At 37.0% G+C, this 12,345-nt stretch carries 10 protein-coding genes; 6 read left to right on the forward strand and 4 right to left on the reverse strand.

The features are described from left to right. Positions 1-943, reverse strand: a 943-nt coding sequence (locus WFK35_RS14275) for an aldehyde dehydrogenase family protein (protein ID WP_336733114.1), incomplete at its 3' end; no start/stop codon positions are given. A gap of 134 nt (positions 944-1,077) precedes the next feature. Here WFK35_RS14275 and WFK35_RS14280 point away from each other — a divergent pair. After that, entirely contained in the window at positions 1,078-1,278 is a 201-nt protein-coding gene (locus WFK35_RS14280; protein WP_308006112.1) for a hypothetical protein, read from the forward strand. Between the two features lie 81 nt (positions 1,279-1,359). On the opposite strand, the gene WFK35_RS14285 is transcribed toward WFK35_RS14280, so the two are convergent. The 3 genes from WFK35_RS14285 to ccsA all read right to left on the reverse strand — a co-directional run bounded on the left by WFK35_RS14285 (position 1,360) and on the right by ccsA (position 6,089). Next, on the reverse strand, positions 1,360-1,548 hold the full coding sequence (locus tag WFK35_RS14285; RefSeq protein ID WP_076390291.1) for an Arc family DNA binding domain-containing protein: 189 nt from the start codon (positions 1,546-1,548) through the stop codon (positions 1,360-1,362). A gap of 261 nt (positions 1,549-1,809) precedes the next feature. Then, positions 1,810-2,676 carry an SPFH domain-containing protein gene (locus WFK35_RS14290; protein ID WP_076390292.1) on the reverse strand — a complete coding sequence of 289 codons (867 nt, stop codon included), beginning with the start codon at positions 2,674-2,676 and terminating at the stop codon, positions 1,810-1,812. Positions 2,677-2,843: 167 nt separating this feature from the next. After that, positions 2,844-6,089, reverse strand: a complete 3,246-nt coding sequence (gene ccsA, locus WFK35_RS14295) for a cytochrome c biogenesis protein (RefSeq protein ID WP_336733115.1) — start codon at positions 6,087-6,089, stop codon at positions 2,844-2,846. Positions 6,090-6,506: 417 nt separating this feature from the next. Between ccsA and WFK35_RS14300 the strand changes: the two genes are divergently transcribed. From WFK35_RS14300 to WFK35_RS14320, 5 genes are all read left to right on the forward strand, one after another. Next, positions 6,507-9,080, forward strand: coding sequence for an FtsK/SpoIIIE family DNA translocase (locus WFK35_RS14300; RefSeq protein WP_336733116.1), 2,574 nt, complete (start codon positions 6,507-6,509; stop codon positions 9,078-9,080). Positions 9,081-9,143: 63 nt separating this feature from the next. Next, positions 9,144-9,791, forward strand: a complete 648-nt coding sequence (locus WFK35_RS14305; RefSeq protein WP_087710051.1) for a LolA family protein — start codon at positions 9,144-9,146, stop codon at positions 9,789-9,791. A gap of 109 nt (positions 9,792-9,900) precedes the next feature. Next, complete coding sequence (locus tag WFK35_RS14310) at positions 9,901-11,361, forward strand: LptF/LptG family permease (protein WP_336733117.1); 1,461 nt, start codon at positions 9,901-9,903, stop codon at positions 11,359-11,361. A 129-nt stretch (positions 11,362-11,490) separates the two neighbouring features. After that, positions 11,491-11,943, forward strand: coding sequence for a hypothetical protein (locus WFK35_RS14315; protein ID WP_336733118.1), 453 nt, complete (start codon positions 11,491-11,493; stop codon positions 11,941-11,943). A 3-nt stretch (positions 11,944-11,946) separates the two neighbouring features. Then, positions 11,947-12,279: a hypothetical protein gene (locus WFK35_RS14320; RefSeq protein ID WP_336733120.1), complete on the forward strand. Its 333-nt coding sequence runs from the start codon at positions 11,947-11,949 to the stop codon at positions 12,277-12,279. The last annotated feature ends 66 nt before the right edge of the window (positions 12,280-12,345 follow it).

The following is a 12,345-nucleotide window of genomic DNA, read 5'->3' on the forward strand; positions in this document are numbered from 1 at the left end:
CACTTTCATGAATAATCAGTCTTCTTGTGGAAGTACATCTTTGTCCTGCCGTTCCTACAGCTCCGAAAACTGCTCCGATAATCGACATATCAATATCTGCATCTTTAGAAATAATGATGGCATTGTTTCCGCCTAATTCAAGGATTGATTTTCCGAATCTTTGTGCAACATTTGTTGAAACCATTCTTCCGACTCTTGTAGAACCGGTAAAAGAAACTAAAGCGACTCTCTTGTCATCCACTAATTTTTGTCCGATTTCGTGATCTGCAACCAATACGCTGGAAATACCTTCGGAAAGATTATTTTCCTTTAGCACTTCGTTCATGATGTTTTGGCACGCAATCGCGCAAAGCGGTGTTTTTTCTGACGGTTTCCAGATCGTAACGTTACCGCAGATCCATGCTAAAGCTGTGTTCCACGCCCAAACTGCTACCGGAAAGTTGAATGCAGTGATGATTCCTACAATTCCCAACGGATGATACTGCTCGTACATTCTGTGTCCCGGTCTTTCCGATTGCATCGTATACCCGTGAAGCTGTCTTGAAACCCCTACTGCAAAATCGCAGATATCGATCATTTCCTGAACTTCTCCAAGACCTTCCTGCAGGGATTTTCCCATTTCATAGGAAACCAGTTTTCCCAAATCGTCTTTGTACTGTCTTAATTTCTGACCTAACTGTCTTACAATTTCCCCTCTTTTAGGAGCCGGAATCAGTCTGAATTCTTTAAAAGCTTTTTCAGCCGTCTCAATTACCTTGTCATAATCAGATTCTCCGGAAGTCTTCACTTTAGCAATCAGATTTCCGTCTACAGGAGAGTAACTTTCGATGGTTTTCCCTGATGCAAAGTATTTTCCGCCTACTGAAGTTCCCTTATTTTCATCCTTAATTCCTAGATTTTTGAGTGTTTTTTCGATCCCAAAATCCTTTACTTTTTTAGACATAAAAATTTTACTTTTCGTTTCCTCTAAAGATAGAAATATTATGCGAATCCCAAAATTTTAATTTTTTAACAATTTTTTATTTGGACTAATTATAAACATAGTTATCTTTGTATAGGAATCATTTTATTTCAGGAATGGAAAATAATAAGATTAATAACGAACCTGCCACAGAGGAAAAAAAATCCTCCAGATGGAAAAGTCTGGTAAAGAAATTCGGGATCGGCGGAATTATATTTTTTACCGTCAAAGGAATCATTACCTCTACGCTGATCTATTTTCTGGGAAAGAATTTCTGGACGGTGATCTCCGATTATATTACCGGAATTTTTGATTAATTGATTGATATATAGATACAAAAAGCTGAGAAATTTCTCAGCTTTTGTTTTGGATTCAAGGTCATTCGGAATGACCATATTTTATTCTTTCTTTTTCCTTCCTGAATTAATCAGGCTCTGATGCAGCAAATACTCAATCTGTCCGTTTACACTCCGGAATTCGTCATTTGCCCATTTTTCCAGAAGCTTGAAAGTAGACTCATCAATCCTTAAAACAAAAGATTTTTTGCCTTTATTTTCGGAAGGATTCTGAGCTTTTTCTGATTTCATTTTTTCTATTTTTCTTTTGCTTAATTTGTATTTAACGCAAAGTGCACAAAGATTTTTCTGAACTACTTTATGTTTTTATGTTCGCCAAGGCGTTTCACTCAGCAAAGATGTAAGGTTATTAGCCATTCAGAACGGAGTACAGTAGAGTGAAAATCTTTTAAATATAAATCATCCATTTCACTCAAATTGACGTTTCTAATGCTATTCTTCTAAATACACAGCTTTCCTACGGAATGACAAATATTGCGAAAATTTTAATTATCAATTATACAAAGTTCCGGCATTTAAAATGGGTTGTGCTGCTTTTTCGCCGCAAAGAACCACCATTAAATTGCTTACCATTGCCGCTTTTCTTTCATCATCCAGCTCTACGATATTTTCTTCTGAAAGCTTTTTCAGGGCTAAATCCACCATTCCTACAGCACCTTCCACAATCTTTGTTCTTGCCGCTACAATTGCCGTTGCCTGCTGTCTCTGCAACATCGCTCCTGCAATTTCCGATGCGTAAGCCAAATGTGAAATTCTTGCTTCCTGAATGGTAATTCCTGCCTTTGAAAGTCTTTCGGTAAGTTCCTGTTCCAGAATAGCGTTGATCTTTTCACCGCCTTCTCTTAAAGTAATCGGTGCATGATCGTCTTCTAAATTGTCGTAAGGAAAACTCATCGCCAAATGACGTACCGCAGCTTCACTCTGCATTTTAACAAAATCTGAATACCGTTCAACGTCAAAAGCCGCTTTGTAGGTATCTCCCACTTTCCAGACAATCACAACTGCAATTTCTATAGGATTTCCCATTTTGTCATTCACTTTAAGAGTCTGTCCCTGTAAATTTTCAGAACGGAGACTGATTTTCTGTGAGGAATATAAAGGATTGATAAAAAACAAACCGTTGTCTTTTACGGTTCCGACATATTTTCCGAAAAAGTTCAGCACTCTTGAATGATTAGGCTGAATAATCATTAACCCTTTCATGAAAAAGCAAAACAGAATAAATGATAATAATGATAAAACGACAAGCGTAACACTGTTATCGACACCGATTGCAAATAAATAAACGGAAACGGCAAACAATCCAAGACAAATGACCAAAGTAAGGTATCCCGACATTGGTTTTAAGATTTTTTCCATGATATTGATTTTTTAATTTGATATTATTTTGATATCATAAAGGTATAACTTTTTTTACATGAAAAATCATTTATTTTAAAATTTCTTCTGACTTGTCGGTTCAATTCTAAGCAAAAAAATCCCTGAAAAATTAATTTCAGGGATCGCATGTATGATAAATTTTAAATTTATTTTTTATTTAAAATTCTAAACTTGTAATAAGAAACGGCAGATAAAAGTGCCATTGTTGCAAGTCCGATATAAACCCAAGCCGGAACCGGAACCGGATCTCCCGCTGCGTAAGAGTGAAGTCCGCTCAGGTAGTAATTTACTCCAAAATACGTCATAACCATAGAACAGAATGCAAACATCGTCGCTACGTGGAATGCCCATCTGCTTCTTAATCCCGGAACCAGTCTCATGTGAAGAACAAATGCATATACCATAATGGAAATGAATGCCCATGTTTCTTTCGGATCCCAGCTCCAGTATCTTCCCCAAGATTCGTTTGCCCAGATTCCTCCTAAGAAGTTTCCTACGGTTAATGCAAACAGACCTATGGTTAAAGACATTTCAGAAACAATTACCAATTCTTTCAACGTTGTATCATGATGTAATTTATAGGTTTCTTTATTTGAAATGATATAAAATACCAAACTGATTACTGCAATGATCATCGACAGTGCAAAGAACCCGTAACTTGACGTAATAATCGCAACGTGAACAATCAGCCAATAGGATTTCAATACAGGAACCAACGGCGTAATCTGCGGATCAAGCGCTGAGCCTCCGTGAGCAAATCCCATCATAATTACAGCTACCATAAATCCGGCTGCCGGAATTAAGGCATTGGAATTTCTGTACAGTAATAAACCTGCTGTAATTCCTACCCAAGAAATGAAAATAATGGCTTCATACCCATTACTCCATGGAGCGTGACCGGAAATATACCATCTTGCCACTAAACCAAGGAAATGGAACAGATATCCTACAATTCCTAAAACAATGATAACTTTAATTGCCTTGTTTAAAACTTTTTTAGACTTAAATAATTCAACAAAACCTAAGATCAATAATAATCCTCCAATTAATGTATAGAAGATCAATAATTTGAAATTGATGTTCACTTTATTCATGAAAACCTCAAGATCAACTTTAGATTTTGCAGGAACAACAGCTTTCCCCCATTTTTGCTGATAGTCTGAAAGTTTTGCCAGTTGCGCATCTGCTTTTGACCAGTTCCCTGATTGCTGAGCCTGTAAAACTTCCGCAAAATAAGGCCCCATAACCTGTTGAGACTCCATATCCGGCTCCATTTTCTGATCCAACCATGAATGCCATGTGTGATTAGCGTCGTTCTTTACCGGAACAATTCTCATAAACTGACCGCTGAAAAATTCGTTAAAGATCTGAACTCTTTCGTTTACCGCAATCACTTCTTTATCATAATTGGTTTGTTCAGCCGGTTTTTTACGGAACGCGGTGTTGTAATCGCTTTCAAGGATATATCTTAAATTTCCGTTCGCATCCGCAGGAAAAAGATTCATTAAAGAAGTGTATCCGTCTTCGTCTGCTTTGGTTTTATTTTTCAGTTCGTCTCCGCCTTTTGTTCCCACTTTAATCATCGGAACCATAGTCCAGCTTGGCGTATCAATATTCACTGATAAAAACCACTGGTTTGCTGTTAAAGATTTTCCGTCTGTTCCTTTAAACTCGTCTTTTTTATACAGTTTTCTTAAAACGTCTAAAGCTTCGGTATTGATCGGAACGATTCTTCCTTCAAAATTCTGCACCAAAAGATATCCGAATTTATCGGCATGTTCTGCACTGATTTTATTTCTTGCAATAATTTCATCGGCAGAAACCACTTTCATTTTTGTAAAAGGCTGCGCTCCCTGTGGTTTTAGAGTTTCTGAACCCTGAGCGTGACTGTGATTATCACCTTCCACATGGATGTGTTCCCTGCTTCCGTCGGTTGTGCCATGTGTCTCAATTTTCTGAGCATTTAAGCCGAAACTCAACAATAATAAAATTACGGCTGCTGCTTTCTTTTTGTTAACATCTTTCAGCATTTTGTTTAATTTCCAGAAGTGGGTTCCTTTCCAGAAGAACATAAAGAACATTCCCCCGAATAAGAATGTATACCCGATGTAGGAAATTAAAGTTCCCCAATAATCGTGGTTTACGGAAAGAACGGTTCCCATTCTGTCCGGATCGAAACTCGACTGGAAGAAACGGTAGCCTTTATGATTCAGAACGTGGTTCATATAAATTTTAAACGGAGTCTGTTTTCCTTCATCAACAATTTTAATGTGACTTTCGTATGCACTCGGAGAAGAACTTCCCGGATAAGTTTCCATTACGAAATCATCCAGTTTCAGCGAGAAAGGTGTATTGTAAATTTTAGGACCAAATCCGATCATGATGTTCAGTCCGTCCATTGTTACCTGTTTGTAAGCATTCGGATTTCCTTTTTCAACAGAAAGATCTACCAGTTGCTTTGTTTTAGGACCCTGAAGTTCTACCGTTAACATATCCGGAACATTCTGATCTTTCTTTCTGTCGCCTTCAATCGCCATCAGTTTTCCTTTTTTGAGACCTTCCGGAACAACTAATTTTAATTCGTTGATGGAATATAAACTTCTCAAAGCCAAAGGCTGGAATTCATCTTTCACCGTTGTTCCCGTTGCCTGAGTTGCCATCGTCATATAACTTGCATCCACAGGAGTTTTGATGAACAGTTTCCCGCCTTCGTTTTTAAATTCAACCGCTCCTTCAATAGCTCTATTGAACGTTACCAACGTTCCGTTGATTGATTTTGTTTCGCCCGGCTTGATGAAAATATTCTGTCTTCCGGTTTGTCCTGTGGAAACCAAATGAAGATATTCTGCTCCATTCTGATCAGCCAGAAGACTGTCTTTTTTTCTCTGAACATATTCTTTGGCAACTACTTTTACCTGCTTTCCGTGGAAATCGTAGGTTGCTTCCAGATCTTTGTGTAAAGGAGACATTAAGTAAGGAATGTCTTTATAGTTAAGAACATCGCCTTTCTCTTCAATCTGTACTTTAAGGAAGTTTTTATCCGTTACAATTTCGTTAGATGTTTCTCCTTCGCGGATGTGCATTGTTCCTTCAAAACTGATGTATCTTGTGATTGCACCACCGATGAAGATCAGTACGAAAGCAAGGTGAAATACCAGAACCGGCCATTTTTCTCTCTTCCAAAGTCTGTATCTTCCGATATTTCCGATGAAGTTGAGAATGAGGAGGAACATGATAAGTTCGAACCATTTTGCTTCGTAAATTAACGCTTTTGCTGTAGGAGTACCGTAGTCGTTTTCCAAGAACGTTGCATAAGCCATCGCAAATGCATACACCAGTAACAATACAGCCATTGTCCTGGTCGAGATAAGAATATCTTGCAGCTTCTTCATGATTTATATACTTGACATGCAAAAATAAGGATGATAAACCACAAAGACTCCAAAAAAAACTGTCATTTATCAGTTGGGACCGCTTTTAATCTTATTTTTATTGATTCTTAATAAGTAAATTTCCTTTGAGGAAAATTCAAAATGGTAAAAACGTCAGAATTGAATTCATAAAAGCTATACTATTGATTGACAAGCTCTATTTATTCAGCATTCTTAATTTTTATTTGATTCAAATTTTCTAAACAGCAAAAAATGATGAATTATTTTTTTCCAGTTCATTTTATTTTAAATATTTTTAATCATTAAAACCAAATCAATTCAAAATTCCTTTTAAAATAAGGAAAAAATTAGTTACTTTTTTAAGCTTGTGCGCATCCATTTAATGTAGGAAAAACATTAAATTTGCCAATTGACATTATGAATAAAAACACACAAAACAAACCGACTGAATCGCCTGATAAGGGCAAATTTTTATCTAAGCCAAGAGTATTTTTCGGGCTTACTTTCATCCTTTTTTCTGTAGTGCTTACTTTTTCGTTCGTTTCTTACCTGATGAACTGGAAGGCAGATCAGAGTCAGGCAGGAACGATGCTCGATAAAACAATAAAATCTTCCAATCTTTTCGGAAAGCTGGGCGACTGGCTCGGAAATATTTTTATTTTCGAAAGTATTGGGGTAGCTTCATTCATCATTGCCTTTTTATTTATGGTTTTCGGAACCGTTATCCTGAAAAAGAAAATGTTCAAACCTTGGAAAACGGTGGGGCATTCCCTGTTTTTCATTTGCTGGCTTCCGATTCTGTTTGGAGCGATTACTAAAGGACAGGGTGTTTTAAGCGGAGTTTACGGATATCAGATCATGGAGTCTCTGAATACGATTATTGGTTCTTATGGTCTCTGGCTGGTTTTAATTGCAAGTATTGCTCTGTATTTTATTTTAGAGTTTAATCTTCGTCCGAGTTCTATCAAGTCTAGATTAAATGATATCAACGAAAATACCATCGGAAAAGTAAGATCGATGATGCCGAGTTCTGATGAAAATTTTGAAGCGGATGAAGAACTGATTGAGGAAATTGAAACGACAGAACAGGAAGAAGAACAACCTAAAATAAAAGTAACGGAAGTTGCAGAAAAACCAGCTCCCAAAATGGTGGAGCCTGAACCTGTAAAAGTTCCAAAAGGTTTTCCGGAAGTTCCGGTATCCAGCAATTTGGATCCGATTGTAACGCCGAATAAAACTTCTTTTGATGAGGAACCTAAAAATGACTTTTCAAATTCCATTAATTTAAATCTCGACTCAAGACCTAAAGTTCCGACTTCAAGTCCGGAACAGGCATTTGATATGACTCCTTCTATTCCGGTAAGTACAGTTACTGCGGTTGCACCTCAGGAAAACATTAAATTTAATGTAGAAGTAGCTCCGGTTATCGATATTCTTGATGATTCCGAAAGACAGTCTCAGGAATTGGTAGATAAACATGGATTGTACGATCATAAACTGGATCTTGCCAAATTCCAGATGCCGCCTGTTGAATTGCTGAAAGATTACGGAAACGAAGAAATTTCGATCAACAAAGACGAACTGGAAGAAAACAAAAATAAAATTGTCGGATTACTGAAAAACTTTAACGTAGGAATTGCCGAAATTAAAGCAACAATAGGACCGACCGTAACCTTATATGAAATTGTACCGGAAGCGGGAATTCGTGTAGCAGCGATTAAAAAACTGCAGGATGATATCGCACTGAATCTTTCCGCTCTGGGAATCCGTATTATTGCACCGATGCCCGGAAAAGGAACCATCGGGATTGAAGTTCCGAGAAAAAATCCAACGATGGTTTCTATGCGTTCAGTGATTGCTTCGCAGAAATTCCAAAATACAGATATGGATCTTCCTGTGGTTTTCGGAAAGACTATTTCAAACGAAATTTTCATGGCAGATTTATCCAAAATGCCTCACTTACTGATGGCGGGAGCAACAGGACAGGGTAAATCGGTCGGGATTAATGCGATTCTTACTTCCCTTCTATATAAAAAGCATCCGAGTGAGCTGAAATTTGTAATGGTAGATCCTAAGAAAGTGGAACTTTCATTGTATTCAAAAATCGAAAGACATTATCTTGCCAAACTTCCGGATGCAGAAGAAGCGATCATTACCGATACGAATAAAGTAATCAACACTCTGAATTCTCTCTGTATAGAAATGGATACGAGATATGATTTGCTTAAAAATGCATTCTGTAAAAATTTAAAGGAATACAATAAAAAATTTGCGGAAAGAAAATTAAATCCTGAAAACGGTCACCGTTACTTACCGTACATTGTTTTGGTGGTGGACGAATTTGCAGATTTAATTATGACTGCCGGAAAAGAAGTTGAATTACCGATTGCCAGATTGGCTCAGTTGGCAAGAGCAGTGGGAATTCACTTAATTGTTGCCACGCAAAGACCTTCCGTAAATGTAATTACAGGTATGATTAAAGCGAATTTCCCTGCAAGAGCAGCATTCAGAGTAATTTCCAGTGTGGATTCCAGAACGATTCTGGATTCTCCGGGAGCAGATCAATTAATTGGTAAAGGAGATATGCTTTATTTTAACGGAAATGAAATTTTAAGACTTCAGTGTGCTTTTGTAGATACTCCGGAAGTGGAAAGACTTGCAGAATTTATTGGAGAACAAAAAGGGTACGCTTCCGCATTTATCCTTCCGGAATACGTTTCTGAAGATTCTACGAGTACAGTAGGAGCTTTCGATCCGAACGAAAAAGATGCTTTGTTCGAAGATGCTGCGAGAATTATTGTTTCTACTCAGCAAGGTTCTACTTCCATGCTTCAGAGACAACTGAAACTGGGCTACAACAGAGCGGGAAGAATTATGGATCAACTGGAAGCCAGCGGAATTGTTGGCGGATTTAACGGGGCAAAAGCAAGAGAGGTTCTCATCAGTGACCTTCATTCTTTGGAACAGTTTTTGGAAGATCTGCGCAGTTAAAGCGAAATTTCAGTTTAACTTTTAACATTAAAGAAAGTCTAAAGATTAAAGAATTTAATAAAAATGAAAAATATTATTTCAAAAGTTATAGTAAGCAGTTTGGTAGTTGGAGCGGTCGGATTTACAAATGCACAGAAGATTGATGCAAAGGCAAAAAAAATCCTTGATGATATTACGGCTAATTATAACTCTAAGAAAAATTCGTATTTCAAATTTTCTTTCGGAAGCGGAACCAACGGAAAGGTTGATAAAACGGAACCCGGAATTTATTATGCTGCAGGAGATAAATACAAACTGAAGATCATGGAAACGGAGCAGATCTTCGACGGGAGCAAAATCTACAACATTAATACAGAAGATATGGAGGTTACGGTAGCGAAACCCAACGGAAGCAGTTCTATGTTCTCCCCTATCAACTATCTTTCTACCTATAGAAAAGATTACAATGTAACGTACGGAGGAAAGAAAAATGTAGATGGCGTAAATGCGGATTTCATTAAATTAACTCCGGTAAAATCCAACGGAATTAAATATGTGTATCTTTTTGTAGATTCTGCAAAAAAACAGATGGTAAAACTGGAACAGCACGGAAACAATAAAGACCTTGCCGTAATTGCGATTAAAGAGTACAAGGAAAACCAGACACTGGATCCGGGAATGTTTACATTTGATAAAAACAAATACAAAAATTACCTGATCACAGAACTTTAAAAATAATCAGCAGATAAGCGAATACGCGGATTTGCTTTTAATTATAAAAATTTCATAAAATATAAGAGCTGCAAAGAAAACTTTGTGGCTTTTTGTTTAATTTTGGCGAATGTTAAAAATACTAGACCGATATATTATAAAAACCTTCTTCGGACCGTTTTTCTTTATATTCAGCGTATTGTTTTTCATCTTTATTGTGAACATTATCTGGATTCAGCTGGGTCAGTTTATGGGAAAAGGACTGAGCTACTGGCAAATCATGAAACTTCTTTTTTACCTCGGGGTAAGTGTAATCAGTATGGTTTTACCACTCACGATTCTTTTGGCGAGCATTATGTCTTTCGGAGAATTTGGGGAACGGTATGAACTTGCCGCCATGAAAGCCGCGGGAATTTCGCTGACAAGAGTGATGATGCCGCTTTTGGGGGTAACCGTTGTACTTTCCATCATGCTGTATTTTTTCTCCAACAATATTATTCCGGATTTTCAGAGAAAGGCGAAAAATATGCTTTTTAATATTGCGCAGACCAAACCTGCCCTGAATTTCACACCGGGACAGTTTATCGATCAGATTCCCGGAAACATGGTGAAGTTCGATAAAATTTACGGTAAAAATGATGAAAATATAGAAGGTGTTTTTGTTCATAAGAAAGCAAGTTCCTATGAAAATCAGCAGACTGTAATTGCCCAGAAAGGTGTTTTTGCTCCGGCAGAAAATACGAATTATTTAAAACTTAAATTGTTTAACGGATTTGTTTATGAAGATAATTTTGCCGGAAAAGGAGAAAATGTCCGTTTAAAACAGCCCGATCAGGTAATTAAATTTGATACTCTAACGCTTCACTTCGACGTAAGTGAGATCATTAACAAAGCCATTGAAGAGGAAAAAATTACGGATGATTACCGTTTCCAGACCTTCAATGAACTGAATATAACGATTGATAAAACAAAGAAAGACAATCAGAGATTCTTCACTAACGTAAGCAACGACGTTTTGGGACAGACCAATTCTGTGGTAAGTTATATGGATACCAAACAGAACAGTGCAAAGGCAAAACCGAAGCAGAGCATTAAGCTTGATACGGTGAAAGGAAATAAAAAACTGGAGATCATCGATAATGCTTATAACCGTCTCGATAATCTTAAAAGTACGCTTGAAGGAAAAAATAATGAAATTGATCCCGGCGTAAAATATTACAGCAAAGTCGTGATTTATCAGCAAAGAATTGTGACGTATTCTTTCACCTGCATCATTTTCTTTCTGATCGGTGCGAGTCTAGGTTCCATTATCCGAAAAGGAGGAATGGGACTTCCCGTGGTAATTGCGATTATTATTTTCATTATTTTCTACGTGATTAATGTAGGCTTTGAAAACATGGCGTGGTCCGGAAAGATCAATCCTTATCTTGCAGCATGGGTTCCGAATCTGGTTCTGTTTCCTTTTGGAGTATGGATGACGTACAAAGCTCTTACGGATTCTCAACTTTTTGATGCAGAGAAATACAAAGCAGCTTTCAAACCTGTTCTTAAACTTTTTGTAAAGAATACAGAACACAAAAGGTATCAATAATAGATTAAAACCTGTAAATATAAAAGATCCGGAATTTCTCCGGATTTTTTTGTGGTATGTTAAAAAACGAATTTCAATTTCATTTTAGCTGTAAAAAATTATCTTTGTCAAAAATTATAACAATTCTATATGAGAAAATTATTATTGATTGGCTTATTCAGTATTGTTTCTTTCAATGCTTATGCGCAGGAAGACAATACGGAATATGAAATGAGAATCGGGGAAAAGCCGGGATACATTATTGATAAAAGCGGAAAAAAGATCGAAGGTATTGTAAGACTTGCCGGAGATGAAATGAATCCGTGGACAAATCAGAAAAAAGTGAAATTCATTGCGACTTCGGACGTTGACAATTCAAAGAAAAAGCAAAAATTCAAAACGTATGATGTAGATGATCTTAAAGGTTATATGGCGATCGACAACAATACGGAAAGAGTTTTCGAGACCATAAAATACACCAATACCAAAGAAGCGTACAACACGCAGAATGGAGGTTTAAGCGGTGGTCTGAAAGCTTTCAACAACCTGACAAAAAGCAATCAGTTTGCAGAAGTTGTGGCAGATGGAAAAATAAAAGTATAAAAAGTGTACGGTTTCCCGACTACTTTCTCAGCAGGCGGACAAATTGCAGTTGCCGATGAGGAAAACAAAAGAATGAGAGAAAATCCGGCGTATGTTTATTCCAAAAAAGGCGGAAAACCTGAAGAACTTAATGTTGCAAAAGCAAAAATCATTACCGCAGACTGTCCTGTTGTGAAAGCTAAAATAACAAAAGGAGAATACGGTTCTTTGAAAAATGACACCAAAAAGAGATCAGGTTTAGGAAAATTCATCCGAAATGAAATCGACAATGCAATGGCAGATAATCTTTCGATCGTGAATGAAGTGATCTACGATTATAACGAAAATTGTAAATAATCAATTAAAATATTTTTACAGCAGTTTCAGTTTGGAACTGCTGTTTTTATTTGTGAGTTTTTTAAT

Origin of the sequence: Chryseobacterium sp. VD8, from assembly GCF_037149975.1 — a bacterium.
GTDB lineage: Bacteria > Bacteroidota > Bacteroidia > Flavobacteriales > Weeksellaceae > Chryseobacterium > Chryseobacterium indicum.

What these genes read in the sequence shown, in the direction of transcription:
- WFK35_RS14310 (WP_336733117.1), top strand. Translation starts at nt 9,901, where the DNA reads ATGTTAAAAATACTAGACCGATATATTATAAAAACCTTCTTCGGACCG.
- WFK35_RS14280 (WP_308006112.1), top strand. Translation starts at nt 1,078, where the DNA reads ATGGAAAATAATAAGATTAATAACGAACCTGCCACAGAGGAAAAAAAA.
- WFK35_RS14285 (WP_076390291.1), bottom strand. Translation starts at nt 1,548, where the DNA reads ATGAAATCAGAAAAAGCTCAGAATCCTTCCGAAAATAAAGGCAAAAAA.
- ccsA (WP_336733115.1), bottom strand. Translation starts at nt 6,089, where the DNA reads ATGAAGAAGCTGCAAGATATTCTTATCTCGACCAGGACAATGGCTGTA.
- WFK35_RS14290 (WP_076390292.1), bottom strand. Translation starts at nt 2,676, where the DNA reads ATGGAAAAAATCTTAAAACCAATGTCGGGATACCTTACTTTGGTCATT.
- WFK35_RS14315 (WP_336733118.1), top strand. Translation starts at nt 11,491, where the DNA reads ATGAGAAAATTATTATTGATTGGCTTATTCAGTATTGTTTCTTTCAAT.
- WFK35_RS14305 (WP_087710051.1), top strand. Translation starts at nt 9,144, where the DNA reads ATGAAAAATATTATTTCAAAAGTTATAGTAAGCAGTTTGGTAGTTGGA.
- WFK35_RS14300 (WP_336733116.1), top strand. Translation starts at nt 6,507, where the DNA reads ATGAATAAAAACACACAAAACAAACCGACTGAATCGCCTGATAAGGGC.